This window comes from Maribacter algae (assembly GCF_047345745.1).
Classification (GTDB): Bacteria; Bacteroidota; Bacteroidia; order Flavobacteriales; family Flavobacteriaceae; genus Maribacter.
Genome location: NZ_JBLFES010000001.1, coordinates 193,160 through 215,645 on the forward strand (window position 1 = coordinate 193,160; position 22,486 = coordinate 215,645).

General features: G+C 41.1%; 19 protein-coding genes. 9 read left to right on the forward strand and 10 right to left on the reverse strand.

What is annotated here, in order from left to right:
• Positions 1-127 precede the first annotated feature (127 nt).
• From ACKWBX_RS00910 to ACKWBX_RS00925, 4 genes are all read right to left on the reverse strand, one after another.
• Positions 128-559 carry a hypothetical protein gene (locus ACKWBX_RS00910; protein ID WP_413966756.1) on the reverse strand — a complete coding sequence of 144 codons (432 nt, stop codon included), beginning with the start codon at positions 557-559 and terminating at the stop codon, positions 128-130.
• 372 nt (positions 560-931) lie between these two features.
• Positions 932-1,318 carry a DUF2721 domain-containing protein gene (locus tag ACKWBX_RS00915; protein WP_413966757.1) on the reverse strand — a complete coding sequence of 129 codons (387 nt, stop codon included), beginning with the start codon at positions 1,316-1,318 and terminating at the stop codon, positions 932-934.
• Positions 1,319-1,326: 8 nt separating this feature from the next.
• A complete protein-coding gene (locus tag ACKWBX_RS00920; protein ID WP_413966758.1) occupies positions 1,327-2,298 on the reverse strand; it encodes a ThuA domain-containing protein in 972 nt (323 codons plus the stop codon).
• An 82-nt stretch (positions 2,299-2,380) separates the two neighbouring features.
• On the reverse strand, positions 2,381-5,227 hold the full coding sequence (locus tag ACKWBX_RS00925; protein WP_413966759.1) for a VPS10 domain-containing protein: 2,847 nt from the start codon (positions 5,225-5,227) through the stop codon (positions 2,381-2,383).
• 182 nt (positions 5,228-5,409) lie between these two features.
• On the opposite strand from ACKWBX_RS00925, the gene ACKWBX_RS00930 reads away from it, so the two are divergent.
• Positions 5,410-5,691: a hypothetical protein gene (locus ACKWBX_RS00930; protein ID WP_413966760.1), complete on the forward strand. Its 282-nt coding sequence runs from the start codon at positions 5,410-5,412 to the stop codon at positions 5,689-5,691.
• Between the two features lie 48 nt (positions 5,692-5,739).
• On the opposite strand, the gene ACKWBX_RS00935 is transcribed toward ACKWBX_RS00930, so the two are convergent.
• Positions 5,740-7,440 carry a M28 family peptidase gene (locus ACKWBX_RS00935; protein ID WP_413966761.1) on the reverse strand — a complete coding sequence of 567 codons (1,701 nt, stop codon included), beginning with the start codon at positions 7,438-7,440 and terminating at the stop codon, positions 5,740-5,742.
• Between the two features lie 102 nt (positions 7,441-7,542).
• Here ACKWBX_RS00935 and ACKWBX_RS00940 point away from each other — a divergent pair, with 102 nt between their 5' ends.
• A complete protein-coding gene (locus ACKWBX_RS00940) occupies positions 7,543-8,838 on the forward strand; it encodes an aminopeptidase P family protein (RefSeq protein WP_413966762.1) in 1,296 nt (431 codons plus the stop codon).
• A 399-nt stretch (positions 8,839-9,237) separates the two neighbouring features.
• On the forward strand, positions 9,238-10,350 hold the full coding sequence (locus ACKWBX_RS00945) for a pyridoxal phosphate-dependent aminotransferase (protein WP_413966763.1): 1,113 nt from the start codon (positions 9,238-9,240) through the stop codon (positions 10,348-10,350).
• A 71-nt stretch (positions 10,351-10,421) separates the two neighbouring features.
• Here ACKWBX_RS00945 and ACKWBX_RS00950 read toward each other — a convergent pair whose 3' ends face one another.
• Both ACKWBX_RS00950 and brnQ read right to left on the reverse strand, forming a co-directional pair.
• The gene (locus ACKWBX_RS00950; RefSeq protein ID WP_413966764.1) at positions 10,422-10,760 is read right to left on the reverse strand and encodes a hypothetical protein; all 339 of its coding nucleotides are present in this window, start codon (positions 10,758-10,760) and stop codon (positions 10,422-10,424) included.
• Positions 10,761-11,130: 370 nt separating this feature from the next.
• Positions 11,131-12,405 (reverse strand): branched-chain amino acid transport system II carrier protein, encoded by a 1,275-nt coding sequence (brnQ, locus tag ACKWBX_RS00955; RefSeq protein WP_413966765.1) that lies wholly within the window; start codon positions 12,403-12,405, stop codon positions 11,131-11,133.
• A 261-nt stretch (positions 12,406-12,666) separates the two neighbouring features.
• On the opposite strand from brnQ, the gene ACKWBX_RS00960 reads away from it, so the two are divergent.
• Positions 12,667-12,882, forward strand: a complete 216-nt coding sequence (locus ACKWBX_RS00960; protein WP_413966766.1) for a hypothetical protein — start codon at positions 12,667-12,669, stop codon at positions 12,880-12,882.
• 163 nt (positions 12,883-13,045) lie between these two features.
• On the opposite strand, the gene ACKWBX_RS00965 is transcribed toward ACKWBX_RS00960, so the two are convergent.
• From ACKWBX_RS00965 to ACKWBX_RS00975, 3 genes are all read right to left on the reverse strand, one after another.
• Positions 13,046-14,080 (reverse strand): alpha/beta fold hydrolase, encoded by a 1,035-nt coding sequence (locus ACKWBX_RS00965; protein ID WP_413966767.1) that lies wholly within the window; start codon positions 14,078-14,080, stop codon positions 13,046-13,048.
• 2 nt (positions 14,081-14,082) lie between these two features.
• Positions 14,083-15,135 carry a thiamine-phosphate kinase gene (thiL, locus tag ACKWBX_RS00970; protein ID WP_413966768.1) on the reverse strand — a complete coding sequence of 351 codons (1,053 nt, stop codon included), beginning with the start codon at positions 15,133-15,135 and terminating at the stop codon, positions 14,083-14,085.
• Between the two features lie 88 nt (positions 15,136-15,223).
• Positions 15,224-16,663 (reverse strand): Gfo/Idh/MocA family protein, encoded by a 1,440-nt coding sequence (locus ACKWBX_RS00975; RefSeq protein WP_413966769.1) that lies wholly within the window; start codon positions 16,661-16,663, stop codon positions 15,224-15,226.
• Positions 16,664-16,866: 203 nt separating this feature from the next.
• Here ACKWBX_RS00975 and ACKWBX_RS00980 point away from each other — a divergent pair, with 203 nt between their 5' ends.
• From ACKWBX_RS00980 to ACKWBX_RS01000, 5 genes are all read left to right on the forward strand, one after another.
• The gene (locus tag ACKWBX_RS00980) at positions 16,867-18,117 is read left to right on the forward strand and encodes a choice-of-anchor B family protein (RefSeq protein ID WP_413966770.1); all 1,251 of its coding nucleotides are present in this window, start codon (positions 16,867-16,869) and stop codon (positions 18,115-18,117) included.
• 3 nt (positions 18,118-18,120) lie between these two features.
• Positions 18,121-19,467 (forward strand): hypothetical protein, encoded by a 1,347-nt coding sequence (locus ACKWBX_RS00985; protein WP_413966771.1) that lies wholly within the window; start codon positions 18,121-18,123, stop codon positions 19,465-19,467.
• A 134-nt stretch (positions 19,468-19,601) separates the two neighbouring features.
• On the forward strand, positions 19,602-19,931 hold the full coding sequence (locus ACKWBX_RS00990) for a HesB/IscA family protein (protein WP_413966772.1): 330 nt from the start codon (positions 19,602-19,604) through the stop codon (positions 19,929-19,931).
• Positions 19,932-20,058: 127 nt separating this feature from the next.
• Positions 20,059-21,504 (forward strand): Fe-S cluster assembly protein SufB, encoded by a 1,446-nt coding sequence (sufB, locus tag ACKWBX_RS00995; RefSeq protein WP_413966773.1) that lies wholly within the window; start codon positions 20,059-20,061, stop codon positions 21,502-21,504.
• 106 nt (positions 21,505-21,610) lie between these two features.
• Positions 21,611-22,486 carry an N-acyl homoserine lactonase family protein gene (locus ACKWBX_RS01000; RefSeq protein ID WP_413966774.1) on the forward strand — a complete coding sequence of 292 codons (876 nt, stop codon included), beginning with the start codon at positions 21,611-21,613 and terminating at the stop codon, positions 22,484-22,486.

Sequence of the window (22,486 nt, forward strand, 5' to 3'; positions counted from 1 at the left end):
GCAATGATAAGATTAACAAGAAGTTAGAATTTTGTGATATACTATATTTCCGTCGAAAAAACGTTTTTATAACAATATTTTAGCTAAAGATTTTAGTGCCCAGGAATGTTCTCGATAACGGATTGTTTTAGGAGACATTTTGAATCTGAGAATCTTCATTTTTATCAAGACTCCATTCAATGGCAGTTTCCAAATCTATAAATTGCCGTAAGGAATCCTTGAAAAACATTTTTTCCAATAAAATACTACTGAGGGTAGAAGCGGAGTTGCCCACAACGCAATAGCGCAACAGTCTATGCCTATGCTTATAAAACTTTAACCAATCCGTTGGAATTAGACTATAACTGTTTATTCTGTTAGAGATGTAGGTCAACGGCTTTTCATCACCGAAAATTTCTTGTGCGGCATCTAGAGCTACTTTGGCCATTTCCCAATTGAAAACGACGCCTTCATTGATTTCTGAAATAACGACACTGTCAAAATAATAGAAAGTACCAAAAGGAAATTCTCTTGTTTCTCTCACGTTTTTGTAAAAATCTATTTCCCTTACTGAAGTCATAGTATAAAATTGCAAGAAATTCTTTTGGTAAATACAAATCTACCAAATTGGTTTAATCTGGGGAGAACAAAGTAAGTATAGCGGCATGCTTGACCATTAAAAAAATTGATATAAAACACTTTTTGAAGGTTCTTTTGCAGAAATATAGATATAGCGTTTGTTTTCTTGGTTGAAAGAAATGAACCGCAATCAAGACCAAAGTCAATAACGCTCGATTATCGGTCTCGTTTGGGTTTGTTCCAGTTTTTAAGCTTCACTACATGTATGTTATTTCAATCTAAAAGAAAAGTTAATCATTTTCGCTCTGCGTCCAAAATTTTGATAATCGATAAATCTTGTCTTCAGAAGTCGTGATGCCTTTAAAGTTATGTGCTACTCCATGTCCTTAAGTTGGATTTCCAAAGCCTTTGTGGACAGTTGTACTTCAATAAATGATAATATCAAGGAAAGCATTAATGCCAAAAGGCTTAGGCCAAAAACGAGATTGGCCCAAAAACGTAATTCTACATAAATGAGGGACATCGTGATAACGGCAAGCAAAAAACTGAATATGGCGGTAGCCTGCATCTGTTTAATGATGGCAAGTCTTTTTTTCAACTTGCGCACCTGCAGCCGTACGGACTGCGATTCCGTTTCTTCATACTGTCGGTGTAATTGGCGTATTAGCGCTGCAATAGCCAGATACCGCGCATTATAAGCCAACATGGTCAATGAAATTGCTGGAAAGAGTAGCGCGGGGATACTAAGGTTCAGTTCCATATCCTTTATTATTCAGGAGTTCTAGAACTTGTTTTTTCGGCTGTGGGGAAATCTCCTGGAATTTCTTGCGTTACCTTTCCGGTGGCCGCCCATTCGGTGCCACGGAGCATGGTAGTTATAAACCCGACACAATTAACGGAATAATCTGCATGCCCCATGATGTTATGGAAAACACGGCCTTTTCCATAGGAAATTGTCATCAAAGCAGGTTCGTGACGCCCCGTTCCGTTGTTTTTTGGGTCGGCGTAGGCAGTAGCCAAAATTTCCATATTTTCTGCCGGACCTCGAAGACTATTGTACAATTCATCTTTTGTGTGCATCCAGGTTATGGGCATGTCTTTTGTAATAGGATGTGCTGTATTTCTTAGTTGAACCTGATATTCGCTTTGGGGTCCATGGGCACCTCCTTTCCCCGGTGATATGTCCCTAATTTCCTCACCTGCGTCATTAAAATAAACATAAGGCCCGTTTTTTTCCGTTCGGTTTCCCCACCCCCCTAGACCAATCATTTGGTTATAGGCTTCCCATTCTGGAAAAGAATTGTCAGCAGCGTGAAAAACTACCAAACCACCACCGTTCTCCATATAGGTTTCAAAGGCTTTTTGAGTAGTTTCCGGCCAATTGGCCGCGTTCCATCCGAAGTTGGAAATGACTACATCGTATTTTGAGAAATCAGGACTATAATCTGGATCGGTTTTCGGTTCTTCTAAAGACTGGGTCTCGGCTAGACCTTCTATGGCAAATTCTGCCAAGTAATCATTTCCTTTCCAAGTATATGCTGTTCGGCTTACAGCTACCGAAAAAAGTGTAGTTTCTTCTAAATATTGCTTTAGCATATAAGTGATTTTAGGCCATTGGTCGTGATTATTTTGACCATCAATAATCAAAACTTTTATGGGCATATCATCTTCTTGTGCCATTAGGTTTTGAGAAAACAGTACTATAAAGAGTGCAAGTATTAGGAGTGGATTTTTGTTCATGTGTTTAATTTTATGATAAAATATATACATTTTACTCCAATTGATTTAATGTTATTGATGTTTTCATAGGATTTACGAATAATCAGTCTATAGCAAAGTTGAGCTCTTGTTTTTCCCCGTTCCCTTTCAATATTACTTTATAATCGCCTTTAGGCAAATAGGTCTTCCCATTTTTGGCTTCGGTCAATTCGGTTTTATGTTTTTTAAGGTAGTTGGTTTTGCCGGTTTTGGAAAAAGCCACATCAAAAGAAAGGATGTTCAGCCCCTTGTCCGCAGGAACTTCCACGGTACTTACCGCAATGTTGTCCGATGATAGAACGGTCGCCTCAAAACGGCCCGCTTTGCCACTATAAAAAACAATATCCAATCCTGGGGTAGAAGGTTCTGCCCACGAGCTCCAGGCACTGCCCCAATTTTTAGAGTGTTTGATGTTTTCCAAGGAAAAGGCATGTAATTTTTTGTCCATTATTTCCGGGGTGAGTAATTGTAGCTTGGAAATATCTGCTTTATAGATACTTCTGCCATGGGTACCCACTAAAAGATGTTTGGCCTTGGGTTGAACGACCAAATCATGAATGGCCACATTGGGCATATTTTTTTGGAATGCCTCCCATGTTGTTCCGCGATCGAAAGATGCGTAAAGTCCATTATCCGTTCCCACGAATAACAGATCCTCGTTTTCGGGGTCTTCAAGAATTACGTTTACGGCAGCGGTCGGAATACCTTCACCAATGTTTTTCCACGTTTTCCCATAATCGTCGCTGCGATATACATAAGGTGTAAAATCATCCCATCGGTATCCATTGAGTGTCACATAAACACGCTCTTTTTTATGCTTGGAAGCTGCTACACGGCTTACCCATAAATCTTTTGGGAAGGCGTTGGAAATGATTTTCCAACTGCCACCAGCGTTTTTGGAAACATGTACCAGGCCATCATCACTTCCTGTATACAGAAGTCCGAATTTAAGCGGTGATTCCGAAATTGAGGTCAACGTGCCGTAAGCTACATTACCCGCTTTTCCCCCTTGTGTCAAGTCATCTGAGATGGCTTCCCAATCGTCTCCTTGGTTCATGGAACGGTGTAATTTATTTCCGCCCAAATACAAGATATCCTGATTGTGAGGGGAGAGCAGAATGGGGGTTTGCCAATTAAAGCGGTAAGGCGTTTCGCCCAATTCATGTTTTGGCTGAATGTATTTTTGACTTTCTTCGGAAAGATTCAATCTATAATAATTCCCAAATTGAAATCCGGTATACACCACATCGGCATTTCTGTTATCAACCTGTACTTGCATTCCGTCACCGCCCATAATCATCTCCCAAGGATATTTTCCCGTTTGGTGCCACCGGGTATGTTCGGGAGCGTTGTGCGGTCCTTTCCAAACCCCATTATCTTGCAAGCCACCGTAAACATTATAGGGTTCTTCATGGTCAACGTTAATGGCATAAAACTGCCCAACCGTTGGAGCGTTGTTCTTGGTCCAACTTTCGCCATCATCGTATGAAATATTTATGCCCCCGTCGTTTCCGTTAATAAGATGTCCCGGCATATTCGGGTTCACCCAAAGGGCATGGTGATCGGCATGTACATTATGCCCTACGATAGATTCATACGTTTTACCCGCATCGTTGGATTTAATAATGGGGACGCCGGCCAAATAGATTTTATTTACATCCGAAGGGTCTACATTGACCTGTGCGAAATAATAGCCATAACTATAAAAAAGGTCGTCTATATAATCTTCGTTCTGTTTTGTCCAAGTTTCTCCCCCATCATTACTCCTATAGACTTCCGCTCCGATAACGGGAGTATCGAACAAAGCAGTATTGGCATTCTCTAAATATTTAGCTAAATCTACGGGCTGCACCGCACCACTGCGTACCATTTGTTTTACGTTCTCCGAACGATATTTTTCCTGAAAGTTGTTGTTCTTTAGAAAGTCGTTCAATTTTTTATCCGAGATATTTAAAAAATCCTTGGCGGACATGTTTTTAAAATCGTCCTTGGTCAAACCTTCCGATTTCTTTTTCTCTTTTAAGGTGGAGGGTCTCCTAAACTGATTGTCATGAACGGCATAGATGGTATTTTCATCAAAAACGGCCAACCCGATTCTACCTACGCCTTCACCCGTTGGAAAACCACTTTTCTCCGTAGAAACTTTTGTCCAGTTAGTACCACTGTCCACACTTTTGTAAATACCGGATGCATTTCCGTTACCCTTAAAGTCCCATGCCTTTCTGTCTTTTTCCCATACGGCTGCAAAAAGAATATTGAAGTTCTCCGGAGCATGGGCCACATCAATAATTCCCGCTTCATCTGATATGAACAGTGTTTTTTTCCATGTATCGCCCCCATCAACTGTTTTATAAATACCCCTTTCGGAATTAGGGGAATATAAATGCCCCGTAACACCTACTATGACCTCATCCGGATTTTTTGGATTGATGAGCATCCGCCCTATATGGTGCGAGTCCGGTAGCCCCATATTTTTCCACGTTTTGCCGTTATCCGTAGTTTTTAAAACTCCTGTCCCAGCATAAGAAGACCTTGAAGAATTGTTTTCCCCAGTGCCTACCCATAGGGTGTTACTTTCCCAATGAACTGCAATATCGCCAACATTTTGTGTGCCGGAGTTATCCATGATGGGAGTGAATGTAGTTCCGTTGTTTTTGGTATGCCAGACTCCGCCAGAAGCATAACCAACATAAAATTCTGTTGGGTTTTTTGGGTTCACCGCCACATCGACCACTCGTCCGCTCATTACTGAGGGACCTATATTTTTAAGTGGAATATTTTTAACGATGGATGTTGCTTCCATTGTCGCTTTCTGCTCCAAGCTTTGGGTAATCTCATTTACGGGAGTAGGGTTTACTTGTGCAGTGGCCAGAGAAAAACACAAAAGGGATAAAAGGTAAAAAAGTCTCATAAGTTTCTAGTGTTGTAATAAAGTGTGGAAGTTAGTGATTCTTATAGCTGAGGACAAACAATTTAGTTTGTAGGATTTTATAACATTTATATTATCGATAATATAAATACATTACTATAAAATTGTTTAAATGATTAAAATATTGTTAATTTATTATGATATAACCAATTAAACAATTAAAAATGGAAGAGTATTTACCGTTAATAATTCAATTGATCTCCGGTGCGGTCGGAGGAAACGTGGCAGGAAAACTGCTGCCCAAGTTAAGTTTGGGGACATTGGGCAATTCTATCTCGGGAATTTTAGGAGGTGGTGTGGGAGGATATCTTTTAGGGATGCTTGGCCTTGGAACAGATGGCGGAATGGACGTTTCCGGAATTTTAGGAAGTGTAGCAGGCGGTGGTGTCGGTGGCGGTGTGATTATGGCCATTATCGGAGCTATAAAAAATGCGATGTCAAAATAAACGATAACTTGACCAACCTATAAGGGAAGGGGCTTTTTAGTCCCTTTTTCATTTATTTAATCTCTCAATATACCTCTGGTTGCGCTTTTTCAATCGTTCCTGGGCTGCTTTAATTTTATCTTTCAATTCTGGAATGCTCCGTTGTTGCATATCCATTACCGTTTCAAAGGATTTAGTATACCAATCTTCCCATGTTTTTAGAATTTTGGCCTGTAAGGTGTGCGACCCGTTTTCAGCGATAGCTTTTTTACCAAGTTTAAATTCGGTTAGGAGTCGCTCATTTGCGGCCGTTTCCAATTGTATTAAAATATTTAGCGCGGCATCAGTATCCGAATTCACCAATTGAAGTCCACTGGCAAGTGCGGCCACTCCAACGTTTTTCAGCGTTTCTTGTGACACCTTGTCCAAACGGTCGTTATCCGTATGGTAAAACTGATCTGTAAAATGCCATAACAACAATCCGGGAATACCTGCGTCTAAAAACGGAGTATGGTCGCTACCCCCTTCAAAAGGATTTGTATTTACTTGCCAATTAGCGTATGCTCCTTGTTTTTCAAAATTTGCAATGATAAAATCGTTGAGGTAATGCGGTGTCATGTCCGTTGACGATAATACTTCCCCGCCCCATTCGGAATGTTTGTCATTCCCTCTGGTCCAAATGGCACTGGGGTCCGGCATTTTTTCGATTAAAAAAGAGCCACCGGTCAGTGCAGTATTTTCACCCACCATGTCCAGACTAATGCCCCATTTAATTCCTTTGGCCCTAATCTTATCTTCTTGGATAAATCTTCTGGTGGAAATAATCTCGTCACCCCATAAGAAGGTAAGGGTCCTATCAATTTCTATTTTACCCTGACGAAACATATTGGCCGCCAAAATGGCCATTTCCAATTGCGCGCCTACACCTGTAGCATTATCATTGGCTCCGGGTTCCTGTATGTGGGCACTAAAGACCAATCTCTCATCGGGTAAAGCGTTTCCCCGAATATTAGCGACAACGGTAAGTTCTTCAGAAGGATAAATTTTGGTTTGGATGTTAACGTAGGCTTTGTTGTTTCCTTCTTTTAAAGCGACTTTGAGTTTCTCTTTGGCTTCGTACGAAAGGGCAATGCCCCAAAATTTTGTATCGGTTTGTGGCGGCAAACTTCTAAACTGGATGGAGGTGCTGTTTTTTTCGGGCTGTAGATAAGCCGGATTATTATAGGTAATAATTCCCAAGGCCCCTTTTTGTATCAGCTCTTTATAAAAGCGGCCGGCACTAGCTTCGGTAAACACTACTTTTCCTGTAACATCAATCTCGCCAATAGCCTCATCAATAGATACAATTTGAACATGTAGGCCTTCTTTTGGCGTGGATGCCGAGTTAAGATAGGTCATATTTCGGTTAGTTTCGGAAGATAATAATGGTTTATCCGAACCTGCTAATTTCAGTTCTGCAGAAATAGGTTCCCACGTAGGGTTTTCCATTTTTCTTTTTTCGATGCGGTAGATGAATCGGTCACTAGCCTTAGCCTCACTTTCCTCAACATAGCCCTCTTTTTCCAAATGTTCCGCAATCCAATATACCGTTTTATTGAAACCTGTATTTCCGGCCACGCGCCAGTATTTTTCCACATAAGCAGTGGTTTCGTAGGCTAGGTCGCCCGTAAATTCTGGACGTATGAGATCAAAATAGTTTTCGGGTCGAGGCTCTTGTGCACAGCTTGTGACAAGTCCAAAAAACAGCAATAACCATATTTTATTGTTCATAACACAAAAGTCTCAATGTAAGGCCAAGGTACTAAATTATGGAAGCAAGCAAATGCCGTTCTAGGAATGTATTCGTAATTTTAGGCTTTATTGAAATGGATTATGAAATACGAACAGATACCCAATACCTTATTTATAAAAAACCGTAAAAAGTTTATGGACCGGATGATGCCCAAAAGTATTGCCGTGTTCAATTCTAACGATATTTATCCGATAAGTGCGGATAGTACGCTTCCTTTTGAGCAACATAGGGATATTTTCTATTTGAGCGGAGCCGATCAGGAAGAAACAATTTTGCTGCTCTTTCCCGATGCGTTGAACAAAAAACATAGAGAAGTAATTTTTGTCAGGGAAACGAACGAGCATATTGCCATTTGGGAGGGAGAAAAGCTAACGAAGGAGAAAGCCACGGAAATATCGGGCATCGAAACTATTTATTGGTTGTCCGATTTTGATAAGGTGTTCTTTGATTTGATGACCGAAGCGGAGACCATTTATTTCAATACCAACGAACATTATCGCCAAGCGGTAGAAACCCAGACACGGGAAGACCGATTCATTATTGATTGTAAACAAAAATTCCCGGCACATAAAGTAGCAAAGAGCAATCCTATTTTACAAGAACTTCGTGGAGTAAAAGAACCAGAGGAAATTCACCTCATGCAGACCGCCTGTAATATCACGGAGAAAGGTTTTAGGCGTTTGCTCGGGTTTATAAGACCGGGCGTTTGGGAATATGAGATCGAAGCGGAATTATTGCATGAATTTGTTCGCAACCGTTCCAAGGGATTTGCCTATACCCCTATCATAGCGTCCGGCAACAATGCCAATGTGCTACATTATATAGAGAACAACCGACAATGCAAATCAGGGGATTTAATATTGATGGACGTAGCCGCGGAATATGCCAATTACTCCAGTGACTTAACACGTTCCGTTCCCGTGAACGGGAAATTCTCGGACAGACAAAAGGCCGTTTACAATGCCGTATTGCGTGTAAAAAAAGAAGCGACCAAATTACTGGTTCCCGGTACCCTATGGACGGAGTATCACAAGGAATGTGGTAAACTCATGACCTCGGAATTATTGGAATTGGGATTATTGGACAAGACCGATGTAAAAAACGAAAACCCAGATTGGCCCGCTTACAAGAAGTATTTTATGCACGGTACCAGTCACCATATAGGTTTGAACACACATGACTACGGTGTGTTGAAAACCCCTATGGAAGCCAATATGGTCTTCACGGTAGAACCGGGTATTTATATACCTGAAGAAGGTTTTGGTATTCGAATAGAGGATGATGTGGTCATTCAAGAAAACGGCGAGCCCTTTAATTTGATGAAAAACATTCCTATCGAGGTTGAAGAGATCGAGGAGCTGATGAACGGCCAATAACAATTACGGTCTTTATAAATAGATTTCTCAACCTATGCCCTACACCTCATTTCAAAATGAGAGCAAAATCCTTAATTTATTTTCTAGTTAAAGTTTAAGACCCTGCAATTTCATCGCAGTTACTTTTAGTTCCCATAAACTTTTAAGAGTATCTGTCATTTCGAACGCAGTGAGAAATCCCATGATGAATCGATACCATGGGATTTCTCGTCGCCGTGCTCTGTCGGAACGACTCTCGCTCAAAAAGAATTTCATTCTTCAAAGAAAACTATGGATTTTAAATCTATAGTTATCTATTCTTTTGATTTACGGATAAAAATAGTTAACCATATTAATTATTTTGCATATCCTTTTAAATCAGATGCTTACTGTTTATATTTGAAGTAAACGATACATCATATGGGAACAACGGTAAATAGAAGAAATTGGTTAAAGACGGCAGGTCTGGGCATCACCGGACTGGGTTTGAGCGCTTTTGAAGGATTGGCCTACGAGAAGGATTTGGTTGCGTCTCGCGAACTTTTGGAAGATTCCCGGATATTTCTGAACGCAAACGAGAATCCGTATGGTCCCTCGCCGATGGCAAGAAAGGCTATGGCCGAAAGCATTGAAAAAAGTAACCGATATGGAATGAAGATGATTTCCCAGCTGGTTTCCGCAGTGGCGGAGAAGAATGGGGTTACCGATAAAAATATATTGTTCGAAGCCGGCTCTACCAAAATTTTGGATTTAATATTACGTTATGCCGGAACGGAAGGTGGTAGTTTCATCACTCCTTCCAATACTTTTGATTTTTGGATGCGTCCTGCCGAACAATTTGGATTTGAACGTATTTCCGTTCCGTTGACCAAAGACCAAAAACATGATTTACCGGCAATGTTAGCGGCCATACGGCCTAATACCAAACTTGTGTATGTATGTAATCCCAACAATCCTACCGGGACCATTTGTAAGCATGAAGAACTGTTGGATTTCATTGAAAAAGCTTCTCAAAAAGCCATGGTTTTAGTAGACGAGGCCTACATTGAATTGACCGATGAAAAATCCATGGCAACGCTCATATCGGAAAACAAAAATGTGGTGGTTGCCCGTACTTTTTCCAAGCTTTATGGGATGGCAGGCGCTCGTGTTGGTTATGCGATGGCCCACGAGGAAACCTTATCAAAAATCAAGGCATTACAATCTTGGCCGCATGGAGGTGTTAGCAAGGTTTCCGTAGCAGGGGCATTGGCGGTCCTAAAAGATGATACTTTTCTGCAAGATGTAATTGTAAAGAATGCCGAGGCTCGTTCTTTTGCCATTTCAGGAATGGAAAAACTAGGGATTAAATGTATTCCATCCTATACCAATTTTTTTTACTTTTCCTTGGCCAATTATGAAAAAGACTTTTTTGAACAATTGGAAAAAAATAACATCCTTGGGACGCGAATGTATGAAGAAGATGGGAAATGGTCCAGAATTACGGTAGGCACCATGGATGAAATGAAAACGCTTATTAGGGCCCTGGCTTAAAAAAACAAAAAAAGCAGGTGAACTAAGTTCACCTGCTTTTCAACTACCTCAAACTTAACTTAAAACACAAACTAACTTTTTTTCATCTTTTCTTTTTTCATTTCGGCTTTTACCATTTCCTTCTTTTTCATCTCTTCTGCCTTCATCATTTTTTCCTTTTTAATGGCGGCTTCCTTTTTCTCGGCTTTGGCCATTTTTTCCTTTTTCATCATGGCCTCTTTTTTTGCCATTTCCTCTTTCTTCATGGCGTCCTCCTTTTTCATTACAGCAGTTTTATCATCTGCTTTCGCCATTTTATCCTTCTTCATGGACACTTCTTTTTTCATTTCCTTTTTTTCCATTTTATCTTGTGCATTGGCAGAGAAAGAAAATGCTACGGAGAATATGGCCAGTACTAGTAATTTTTTCATGATTTTATATTTTAAGATTAATTACACTCCAAAAGTACAGGTAGGGCTCGATTCAAATATAACAGCGCAATAAACTTTTTATACGGATGTTGTGAGATGTTGTGATATTTTGGTTAGAACGGAAGTCAAGTATTGTGTAGTCAATCATTTATAGTAGTTGATTCAAAGAATAATCATTTCGAACCTGCCTGCCTCAGGCAGGTGTATATGAGAAATCTCAATGATGTCCTATTTGAAAACGGATATTCAGTGTCAAGACCTTGTAAAGTAGTTTATCTTGATTCTTACACTGAAAACAACGAACTTCACTCATCAATAATTAAATAGAAGTTAAAACTTCTTTTAACTTAATGATAAGTAACACTCAAAATCAAGCTTTTCTTTTTCCGATCAAATTCATCAACACAAAAACTACCAAAGCGGGTAGCACCCATCCCATTTGAAACTTCGCTAAAGGAATCCATTGGAAAGTTTTTTCGGGGATTTCTAAAAAAGGGATACTCGATAGAAAATCAGGAAGACTGAATATCAGAGTCGTCACCACAACCGCTTTAAAGACTTTTGGGGAAGTAAATTTTTCGGGAAGAGCATTGAGAACAATCAATACAATGGTCAAGGGGTAGACCAACATCAAAAACGGAAAAGCAACCATAATAATGTCCCCAACATTCAACTGCCCCATGACGACACCCAAAACGGCACCGATAATAGCGGTAACCAGATACGCATTTTGGGAACCATTGAACCTCGACTTTACAAAATCGGCAGCGCCGGTCACGATCCCAACAGCAGTGGTAAAACAGGCCAAACTTACCAAGGCGCTCAAAAACAGGTTCCCGATACTGCCCAGGGTTTCCAAACTAATACTTCGCAAGAGTTCTGTTCGGGTAGTAAGTTCCCCAAATTCGTTTCGGAACAGTGCCCCGGTTACGATCAGTCCGGCATAAATAAGAAAAAGTCCGAGCCCGGCCAACCAACCCGCTTTTTGGATGAGCGCCTTCTTTTCGGCATAAGAGTCTTCTTTGTACTGTAGGTTGATGGAAACAATGATAACGCCTCCCACTACAACGGCTCCAATGGCATCAAAAGTTTGATAGCCTTCCAAAATACCATTGGTAAAAGGATTCTCATAAGTCAAGGTCATGAACTCAAACTTGAAATTGAAAAAAGCTACTCCTATGATGGCCAATAAAATAAGAATAATGCCTGGGGTCAACAGTTTCCCGATAACGTTCAAAATTTTAGAGCGGTTCATGACAAAGACAAAGACCAACGCAAAATAAACGATACTTGTTACCCAAGACGGACTGTCAAAAAAGGGCTGTATGGCCATCTCATGGGTTACCGATGCCGTTCTAGGGGAGGGCAGGCTTATTGAAATGACATAAATGATAAAGGAATATATTAAACTAAAGGTAGGGGAGACCTTTTTCCCAAAATCAAAAATGGTTCCCTGTAATTTGGCATGCGCTAAAATTCCAAGAATGGGAACAAATACTGCGGATAGGCAAAATCCCAACGCGACCCACAGCCAAAGTTCTCCGGATTGAAACCCTAATTTTGGAGGTAGGATCAAATTTCCGGCCCCAAAAAAAAGGGAGAAAAGTGCAAAGGCCGTTACAAGGATTTTTTTACGGTCATTCATAGTTGGAAATTCTTTGGGAAGATACGTGAAAATCAGGAAAGCAAAGGATTTCAAAAAAACAATACCTATGAAAAATACGGGTTTACAACAAGATTTAATTATCTCACAACAAATTATGGTTCAGGTCCTTAAATGAGCGTATATTGAACTTGGAAATAATAAAGCAATTTAGTTCTTATTTATTTTCACCAACAAAACAACGTTTAATTTAGCATTCTTCCGATTCCCAAATCGTACCAATGCACCCTAAAACTTAACAACATGAAAAAAATATTCTGTAATATTTTTGGCCACCACTATTCCGTATCAAAGAAAGTAACATCCCACATTAAAGAGTACAAATGCATTCATTGCCAAAAGCAGGTAACTACGGATGTTAGTGGAAATCTTTCTATTCTTACACCGGAACTTCAGGACATTAACAACACCTTGGAGACAATCTACCAAAGAAGACACGCTTCACAGCAAGTAGCTTAAATTTCCCCTATCCCATTAGGCCTTTACATTCCAACCCATTAGGGTCAATGGAATTCACAAACTTATTCCTGGAGATTAAGTACGTAACTATATGCTTACCTGTCGTATCGCCCCACAACGGATAAGTTAGAGTACACGCTTGGTTTTCGGGAATTTTTAGTTCTTATCCCCCTTTTCTTGCGTTTAGAATAATTTTATCGGTAATGCGCCCCATTGCATGGTACGGTAGGTCATGTCCCATATTTTCAATATAAAGTGTATCCGCGTTTGGAATGATTTTCGCCATTTTTTTGCCATGTGCAATCGGCATGACAGGATCTTGAACGCCATGGATAATCAACGTGGGCACGGATACTGTTTTTAATTTTTCTTCTCGTGACGATGCTTCGAGTATGGCGGCATAGTGATGCCTTGCGGTCATCAACCGATAGCCCTCCCTTTTTTTGAGATTGTAAAAAGCGATTTCTGCCATTGATTTTACGTCAATAGTTCCAGAAGCCTTGCCCATCAAAATACGCCGCTGAACAATTTGACGTTTTATTTGTCCCTTTTTGCTTCCGAGGAGACCGTGATGCAACACGGCACTGATCATTTTTGGGAGCACTTCGTCGGACATGGGTGCTAATTCACTATCCATAATATTGGCGGATGACATTATCGATGTAAGACTGGCCGTTCTTTTGGAATATTCCAAAGTAATGATTTGCGCGATCATCCCACCCATGGAAACCCCAATGACATGAGCTTTTTCAGTTTCCGTGGCATCGAGAACGGCCAAGGCGTCCTTGGCCATATCCGCTAAGGTGTATGGATTCTTTTTATCCCATTTTTCTTCTGCTAGGGAAAGGCCCGTTCCCCTATGGTCATAACGGATAACAACGTAGCCCGCATCTACAAGGTTGGAAATAAATGTAGGGGGCCAAGCCAGGGCATCCTGTCCGTTTCCCATAATGAGCAACATAGTTCCTTTTTGGGATGTAGAGGGCGATATTTTTTCAAACCAAATTTTATGGTTGCCCGATGTGGCAAAACCGGTTTCCCCCGTTACAACTTCTGGAATGGGAGATTGTAAAACCTTTTTTATAGTGGCTCTGTTCTCCTTGGATAATTTGGGGATGGAGGCGCAACTATAAACCCATAAAGTAAGCATGAACAGGCTTAACAATAAACCAGAATACCTGATTCCTTTTTTGAACATCTTCACGCTTCGCTTTCAAAAGAGTTCCAACCCTGCGCCGTTAGCGGAATTTTGGTATTTGCCCTTGTGATGAGACTAGTGCCCTCGCTTTCATCGGTCATATGGCCTATTACGGTCAAACTTGGATTTCCTTTTATGTTGTCAAAATCGTTTTGGGCAATCGTAAAAAGCAATTCGTAATCTTCTCCGCCACTGAGGGCTACCAAGGTACTGTCCAATTTAAATTCCTCACAGGCAGAAATTACGGTGGGATCCAATGGAATTTTATCTTCGAATACATTACAGCCCACAGCACTGCTTTTGCATAGGTGTAGAATTTCCGAAGAAAGGCCGTCGCTAACATCTATCATGGAAGTGGGCTGCACATTTAACTGCGCTAATAGCTCGGGAATATCTTTTCGGGCCTCAGGTTTTAATTGTCGTTCTACAATATAGGAATAGGGTTCCAGATCGGGCTGGTTGTTCGGGTTCACTTTGAACACTTCCTTTTCACGTTCCAATACTTGAAGCCCCATATACGCACCTCCTAAATCTCCTGAAACGACCAATAGGTCATTTGGTTTTGCACCTTTTCTGTATGTTATTCTTTTATCGGAAACTTCGCCCAAAGCGGTAATGCTCAGTAGCATTCCGGTTTTGGAAGAAGTAGTATCGCCTCCTATTAAATCTACACCATAGATTTTACAGGCCTGATGAATTCCTGCGTATAATTCTTCCAAAGCTTCCAAAGGAAAGCGATTGGATACGGCTATGGAAACCGTGATTTGCGTTGCTTTGGCATTCATGGCGTAAACATCGGATAGGTTCACCATAACCGCTTTATAGCCCAAATGCTTTAGGGGCATGTAACTTAGGTCAAAATGAATGCCCTCTACTAATAAATCCGTGGTGAGTACTGTTTTGACATCCTTAAAATCCAAAACGGCGGCATCGTCCCCAACCCCCTTTACGGTAGATTTTTGTTTGACGGAAAAGTTGGAAGTCAAATGTGCTATCAATCCAAATTCACCTAGTTTTTCAAGGTCGGTTTTCTGCGGATTTTTATCTTCTATCATTTTGCAAAAGTAAACAGTTCACTTAAAATTTTGAGTATAAAAAAACCGAAGGATAGTACTTCGGTCTTTTCTATTTAGCTTCAATAGCTTATCCTAACGAATAGCCTTCCCTATAATTGCGTCTTACAAATTTATTGGCAGGTTCAAAATTGGTAACCTTCATGTTTTTTGCATCCCATTGCAATCGTTTTCGACCATAATACTGTTTGCCACCGCCCCAAAAGCTTTGGTTTTCTACCGTTGGATCAACTTCAAAGTAGGCTTTTAATGCTAAATTTCCGATTAGGATACTCTCCGTAAAAGGTCCGGCAAAATCAAAAGAAGAGCTTGTCTCCGCATTGCCATAACCGGCCATACAAGCGTTGACCCATTGCAAATAGTGACCTTCGGGAACACGTGCCAGGGTTTCTTCTACTTCAAACTGTTCATTTAAGGATAATGGGAGCAATCTTGGATTTGCGCCATAACAATCACCCAATAGTTTTCCTTTATCTCCAATAAAGAGTACGCCTCCGTCCCAATTGCCTAATGCCTCGTCGTCTCCCATCTCTTCAGGTCGCTCCGGCAACAAACCACCATCCATCCAAGTGACTTTAATGGTTCCATTACCGTCCGTTCTTGGATAGCTCAAATGTATTTTGCTTGAATTAGGAAAACTTTTTGGATAGTTCTTGTATTGAAAATTGCCCAAAAAGGAATCGGAAACACTACATTCTACCGAACTTGGATATAGAATAGGCAGAATTCTATAAACAGGGTCCATGATATGGCAGGCCATATCGCCGAGTGCACCGGTACCAAAATCCGACCATCCTCTCCAGTCAAAAGGAAGATAGGCATCGTTGTAATCGCGCATTTGTGCGGTACCTAGCCAAAGGTCCCAATTGAGCCCTTTTGGAATTTTATCTTTTTTGGCGGGGGTCTGCAAAGCTTGTGGCCATATAGCCCGGTTGGTCCAACATTTTACCGTATGCACATTGCCAATGATTCCGGTATCGTAAATCTCTTTCATTTTTCTTACCCCATCACCGGAAGCGCCCTGATTGCCCATTTGGGTGACGACCTTAAATTTTTCGGCAGCCTCGGTAAGCATTCTTGCCTCCCAGATGTCATGGGTAAGGGGTTTTTGTACATAAACGTGTTTCCCTATTTGCATTGCCTTATACGCGGCCACGGCATGATTATGGTCCGGTGTGGAAACAGAAACCGCATCTATATTGTTTTTCTCCTTATCCAGTAATTTTCTAAAGTCATTGTAATAACTGGCTTTAGGGAATGCCTCCCTAGAGGCCACGGCCTGCCTGTCGTCCACATCACAAAGTGCCACGATATTTACATTGGGACTTTCGGCAAGCGATGCGATGTCGCTTTGTCCCTTGCCTCCAATACCAATACCGGCAATGTTCAAAGTGTCGCTAGGGGCAACATAGCCCTGTCCCCCTAAAACATGTCTGGGAACAATCATAAAACCTGCCGCAGCGGCACTGGTTTTTTTCACAAATGATCTTCGGGAGGTATTCTTTATCATATCGTTTTTGCTTGACATAAGGGAATCTAATTAATTTGAAGTTGTACTATTTTTGCTTAAGATACTGCAATTATTTAAATTTTGTAAGTGATAAAACAGATATCCGGAAGGAGCTTGAATTTCATGTTTTTCTAAGTTCGGTGTAAATGCGCTTCATGGCCTATCTTTACAAAAGGGTATAATTTTTGCTATTACATTGATTTATGAAAAACCTTTACTTCTTAGCATCGGTACTAATATTATTTTCCTGTTCAAAAAATGACGACCCTTCTTCTAACAATGATAATGGTATGCAAGATGGGGATATGTTCGGTAATACTAATGACCCAAGGTCTTTTGCCCCATGCGAAAATGGTAGTGCGGACGGTTTCCCCTGCAATGGGATAGATTTATTGGGCACTGTTCCTTTGACGACATTTCAAGCTGCTTCGGGGAACGATGTTTGGGGTTGGACCGATACTACTACTGGAAAAGAATACGCATTGATGGGCCTGGACAATGGTACAGGCTTTGTAGACATATCGGATATGGAAAATATCGTTTATCTAGGAAAACTTCCAACGGCGACCAATGCTAGTTCATGGAGAGATGTTAAAGTACTTGGAGATTTTGCCTATGTTGTTTCTGAAGCCGCAGGGCATGGGGTTCAGGTATTCGATTTGAAAAAATTACGAAATGTGACTAACCCTCCAGTCACTTTTTCAGATGATGGCAGGTATACGGCCATTGGAAACGCCCATAATATCGTGATTAATGAAACTTCTGGATTTGCCTATCCCGTCGGTACGGCTCGCGATGATACCTTTAACGGCGGCGTACATTTCTTGAACCTCCAAAACCGTACAACACCTACTTTAGCGGGAGGTTGGGGAGACAATGGTTATACCCATGATGCCCAAGTGATAACCTATCAGGGACCGGACACTAGCTATGTCGGAGCTGAAATTTTTATCGGGGCCAACGAAGATCAGGTAGTAGTAGTTGATATTACCGATAAAACGGCTCCCGAAGAAATAGCTACATTGCCCTATCCAAACATAGGGTACACCCATCAAGGTTGGTTCACGGAAGATCAGCGTTACTTTATTTTGGGCGACGAGCTAGATGAGATTCGTTCCGGTTTCCGGTCAAGAACCTTAATATTTGACATGACCGATTTGGACAATCCTGTTCTGCACGACACATATTTAGGGCCTACAAGTGCCGTAGACCACAATGGTTACGTACTTGGGAATGAATTTTATTTGGCCAATTACACGGCAGGAGTACGAATTTTGGATATTTCCGGAATTGAAGAAAAAAACATTGTCGAGACTTCATTTTTTGATACGCATCCAGAAAATAACAATACGCAGTTTGATGGTGCTTGGAGTATCTATCCCTATTTTGACAGTGGTAAAATTTTAGTGAGCGATATCAACAGAGGTCTTTTCATCATCCAAAAATCCAACTAAACAATGCTACGTAGACCTATAACGTTTTTGATATTGATGCTTATCTGTTCCTGTTCCAAGGATGAGGTTGTACCAGAAAATCTGGGAACACAGACTTCTTTTTTGGGAGAATTGGAATGGGTCAAAAATTTTGGTGGAACAGGGGAGGAAACAGGTCAGTCCATTATTAAAACTACGGATGGAGGTTATGCCGTTTTAGGATATACCAATAGTTTGGACGGGGATATTCTGGACAAGGATCTGCCCGTGAACGATTATTGGCTTTTAAAGTTGGATGCTGAGGGCAATATGGTTTGGAACAAGACGTATGGAGGCAGCAAAGATGACCGTGGGCAGAGTCTGGTACAAACCTTTGATGGCGGTTATGCGTTAACGGGCTATGCCATGAGTGATGATGGCGATGGATCTATAAACAACGGGTTCCACGATAACTGGTTGTTGAAATTGGATGCTTCCGGGATAATAGAATGGGAAAAAAGCTTCGGGTTTTCTGGACACGACCATTCCTATGATATTTTACAGACCGAGGACGGTGGATTCTTTTTCACCGGTTTTCTGGACATCACCTCCGCTCGCGCCGATGGGAATGCCGAAAAAGCAAATACACTCACAAGACATGGCGTAGGAGAGTTTTGGGGCACTAAAATAGATGAAAAGGCACAGTTGCAATGGCGAGGGTATTTTGGGGGCACCAATAACGACCGTGCCCATGCCGTAGTCCAGGCAGAGGACGACGGTTTTGTAATGGCAGGTTTTTCGGAGAGCAATGATTTTGATATCAGCGATACGCAGGGGAGCTATGATTTCTGGATGGTAAAAGTTGATAGTAAGGGAAATATGCTCTGGGAAAGGTCCTTTGGCGGTTCCGGGATAGAAATCTCCTATGACATCGCCAAGACCAGTGACAACGGCTACGTACTCGTCGGGAATACTTTTAGTACGGATGGCGATATTTCCAATAATAAAGGAGAATCGGATATTTGGATGATAAAGGTGAACGACGCTGGCAGTTTGGTCTGGGAAAAGACTTTTGGCGGTTCGCAATTTGAGGCCGCCCAAGCGGTGATACAAAGCGCGGATGGGGGTTTTATGCTTGTCGGGAATACCAAAAGTACGGATAAGGATACCAATACCAATGTTGGGGAAAATGATATTTGGCTCATAAAAACCGATGCTGAGGGTAGTATGGTCTGGCAAAAATCCTTTGGCGGAACGGGAATTGATTTCGGCTTCGATTTAGTTGAAAATTCGGATGGTAGTATTTTGGTCGTTGGCCAAACGGAAAGTCAGGATTTCCCTTCCATTACTTCAAAAGGAAAAACAGATGTGGTCGTTCTAAAGATCAAATAATTGGCATGTCGTTCTGTTTAAACTTTCCATAGGAAAAGCTTATCAAAATATACGTTATAATAATGTTAGGATTAGTGGTAAAAAGCTACTGATAGCCTATATTTGTGAATTATTTAGAATAAATCTAGTTAGTTATGATTCAAGTATCGGAAACGGCGAAGCAAAAGGTCATAGCCCTCATGACAGAAGATGGTTATGATGCTACTACGGATTATGTTCGCGTGGGAGTGAAAAGCGGTGGCTGCAGCGGACTTTCCTATGAACTGGACTTTGATAACAAGATGGGTGAGACCGATAAGGTTTTTGAGGATAATGATGTACGTATTATCGTTGATAAAAAGAGTTTTTTATATCTAGTAGGGACCGTGCTGGAATATTCGGGCGGATTAAACGGTAAAGGTTTTGTTTTCAATAATCCAAACGCGCAAAGAACCTGTGGTTGTGGGGAAAGTTTTTCATTGTAGGCCCCCAGCTCCCAAAGGGAGAATTAGCAGGTTATGAAAACAAGTAAAAAGATTAAGGTTTGAGATTTTCAAGTTTATAAAATAGTAGGATTAAATTTCCCCTTTTTGGGGGATTAAAGGGGGGCTTATGGCATACACAGAAGAAGAATTAAAGAAAGAGCTGGAAACCAAAGAGTATGAGTATGGTTTCTATACGGAAATAGAGTCGGATACGTTTCCAAAAGGATTGAACGAAGACATTGTTCGTGCAATTTCAAAAAAGAAGAACGAACCACAATGGATGACGGATTGGCGTATTGATGCCTACCGAATCTGGGAAAAGATGGAAGAACCGGAATGGGCCAATGTCAACTACGAAAAACCAGACTTTCAAGCCATTAGTTATTATTCGGCACCCAAAAAGGCGGACCCCAATAAATCCTTGGACGATGTTGATCCGGAATTGCTGAAAATGTACGAGAAGCTGGGTATTTCCGTAGACGAGCAAAAGAAACTACAGAACGTAGCGGTTGATATTGTGGTAGACTCCGTTTCCGTGGCCACTACGTTTAAAAAGACCTTGGCCGAAAAGGGAATCATTTTTATGCCTATTTCGGAAGCGATTCAGGAACATCCGGAATTGGTAAAAAAGTATATGGGTACCGTAGTCCCTAAAACAGATAATTTTTATGCGGCATTGAATTCTGCCGTATTTACGGATGGTTCGTTCTGCTACATTCCAAAAGGGGTAAAATGCCCGATGGAACTATCTACTTATTTCAGGATCAATGAAGGAGGTACAGGTCAATTTGAGCGTACCTTGGTCATTGCGGATGAAAGCAGTTATGTGAGCTATTTGGAAGGATGTACCGCTCCGTCCCGTGACGAAAACCAGCTGCATGCGGCCGTTGTGGAACTCATTTCGCTGGAGAATGCGGAGATAAAGTATTCTACCGTACAGAATTGGTTCCCTGGAGATGCATCTGGAAAGGGTGGTGTATATAACTTCGTGACTAAGCGGGCCATCTGCGAGAAAAATGCAAAAGTAAGTTGGACACAGGTCGAGACAGGCTCTGCCGTAACTTGGAAATATCCTTCCTGTATTCTAAAGGGCGATAATGCTATCGGGGAATTTTATTCCATTGCCGTGACCAACAATTATCAACAGGCGGATACGGGAACCAAAATGATTCATTTGGGCAAAAACACCAAGAGCACCATTATCTCTAAAGGTATTTCTGCTGGAAAATCCCAAAATAGTTACCGTGGTTTGGTACAGGTGAACGGTCGTGCGGAAAATGCCCGTAACTTTTCACAGTGCGATTCGCTTTTAATGGGCAACGAATGTGGCGCACATACCTTCCCATACATTGAAGCAAAAAATAAATCGGCTCAAATAGAACATGAGGCCACAACCAGTAAAATTGGGGAAGACCAAATTTTCTATTGTAACCAAAGGGGAATAGATACGGAAAAAGCCATTGCGTTGATCGTAAACGGATTCAGTAAGGAAGTACTGAATAAATTACCGATGGAGTTCGCCGTAGAAGCCCAGAAATTATTGGAAATAAGTCTGGAAGGCTCTGTAGGATAATTTAATTTGATGTCGCTTTGAGCACTGCAAAGAGGTAATTAAGTAATTCTCTACACAGCCTGTTTTGATTGGAGCCAAAAGGCTCGAACAGACAAATAATATAAAAATGAAAAGATTAATCATAGCAATACTAATAACCACATTCTTCTCCTGCAAGGAAACAAAGAAAGAGGTAACCGAGGTAGCATTAGAATCCGATAAGATTGAAAAGCCAGCAGTAAAACTATATACTTTTAACGGTGGAACCGTGATGGCCAATAAATTGGAATTGTTTTCACAAGATACTACCTATCAGGGCCAGTCCAAAGAATTTGCAGACCCTTTTTATGTGATAGTTCACCCAAAAGGAACCTTAATGTGGGATGCCGGTCTTCCTGAAGGTTTAGTGGCTTCGCCCGAGCCCATAACTCCTCCGGGAGGCGCTTTTACGATTTCCAGGAAAGATTCGGTCATAAATCAATTAAAAAGTATTGATATGACGCCAAAGGATATTGATTATATCGCGCTCTCACATTCTCATTTTGACCATACAGGTCATGCAAATGTGTTTAACGAATCCACTTGGTTGGTACAAGAAACGGAATATGATTTTATCACGAGTGATGAGGTCAAAAATTCTGGACAAGGTTTATATGAGGCCATTCAGGAACTGACAAATGTGAAGAAGATAAATGGAGATTTTGATGTCTTTGGAGACGGCAGCGTGGTCATCAAGTCCATGCCGGGCCATACCCCGGGCCATCAAGTTCTATACTTGGATTTAGTGGAAAACGGACCAATGTTGTTAACGGGAGATTTATATCACTTGTACGAAAATAGGGAACACAAAAGAGTACCTAGTTTTAATACGGATGTAACACAGACAAAAGCTAGTTTTGAAGCTTTTGAAACCTTTGTAAAGGAAAAAGATGCAAAGGTATTTATACAGCACGCAAAGAAAGATTTTAATAAAATGCCAAAGGCACCAGAATATTTAAAGTAA

What these genes read in the sequence shown, in the direction of transcription:
- ACKWBX_RS00910 (WP_413966756.1), bottom strand. Translation starts at nt 559, where the DNA reads ATGACTTCAGTAAGGGAAATAGATTTTTACAAAAACGTGAGAGAAACA.
- ACKWBX_RS00915 (WP_413966757.1), bottom strand. Translation starts at nt 1,318, where the DNA reads ATGGAACTGAACCTTAGTATCCCCGCGCTACTCTTTCCAGCAATTTCA.
- ACKWBX_RS00920 (WP_413966758.1), bottom strand. Translation starts at nt 2,298, where the DNA reads ATGAACAAAAATCCACTCCTAATACTTGCACTCTTTATAGTACTGTTT.
- ACKWBX_RS00925 (WP_413966759.1), bottom strand. Translation starts at nt 5,227, where the DNA reads ATGAGACTTTTTTACCTTTTATCCCTTTTGTGTTTTTCTCTGGCCACT.
- ACKWBX_RS00930 (WP_413966760.1), top strand. Translation starts at nt 5,410, where the DNA reads ATGGAAGAGTATTTACCGTTAATAATTCAATTGATCTCCGGTGCGGTC.
- ACKWBX_RS00935 (WP_413966761.1), bottom strand. Translation starts at nt 7,440, where the DNA reads ATGAACAATAAAATATGGTTATTGCTGTTTTTTGGACTTGTCACAAGC.
- ACKWBX_RS00940 (WP_413966762.1), top strand. Translation starts at nt 7,543, where the DNA reads ATGAAATACGAACAGATACCCAATACCTTATTTATAAAAAACCGTAAA.
- ACKWBX_RS00945 (WP_413966763.1), top strand. Translation starts at nt 9,238, where the DNA reads ATGGGAACAACGGTAAATAGAAGAAATTGGTTAAAGACGGCAGGTCTG.
- ACKWBX_RS00950 (WP_413966764.1), bottom strand. Translation starts at nt 10,760, where the DNA reads ATGAAAAAATTACTAGTACTGGCCATATTCTCCGTAGCATTTTCTTTC.
- brnQ (WP_413966765.1), bottom strand. Translation starts at nt 12,405, where the DNA reads ATGAATGACCGTAAAAAAATCCTTGTAACGGCCTTTGCACTTTTCTCC.
- ACKWBX_RS00960 (WP_413966766.1), top strand. Translation starts at nt 12,667, where the DNA reads ATGAAAAAAATATTCTGTAATATTTTTGGCCACCACTATTCCGTATCA.
- ACKWBX_RS00965 (WP_413966767.1), bottom strand. Translation starts at nt 14,080, where the DNA reads ATGTTCAAAAAAGGAATCAGGTATTCTGGTTTATTGTTAAGCCTGTTC.
- thiL (WP_413966768.1), bottom strand. Translation starts at nt 15,135, where the DNA reads ATGATAGAAGATAAAAATCCGCAGAAAACCGACCTTGAAAAACTAGGT.
- ACKWBX_RS00975 (WP_413966769.1), bottom strand. Translation starts at nt 16,663, where the DNA reads ATGATAAAGAATACCTCCCGAAGATCATTTGTGAAAAAAACCAGTGCC.
- ACKWBX_RS00980 (WP_413966770.1), top strand. Translation starts at nt 16,867, where the DNA reads ATGAAAAACCTTTACTTCTTAGCATCGGTACTAATATTATTTTCCTGT.
- ACKWBX_RS00985 (WP_413966771.1), top strand. Translation starts at nt 18,121, where the DNA reads ATGCTACGTAGACCTATAACGTTTTTGATATTGATGCTTATCTGTTCC.
- ACKWBX_RS00990 (WP_413966772.1), top strand. Translation starts at nt 19,602, where the DNA reads ATGATTCAAGTATCGGAAACGGCGAAGCAAAAGGTCATAGCCCTCATG.
- sufB (WP_413966773.1), top strand. Translation starts at nt 20,059, where the DNA reads ATGGCATACACAGAAGAAGAATTAAAGAAAGAGCTGGAAACCAAAGAG.
- ACKWBX_RS01000 (WP_413966774.1), top strand. Translation starts at nt 21,611, where the DNA reads ATGAAAAGATTAATCATAGCAATACTAATAACCACATTCTTCTCCTGC.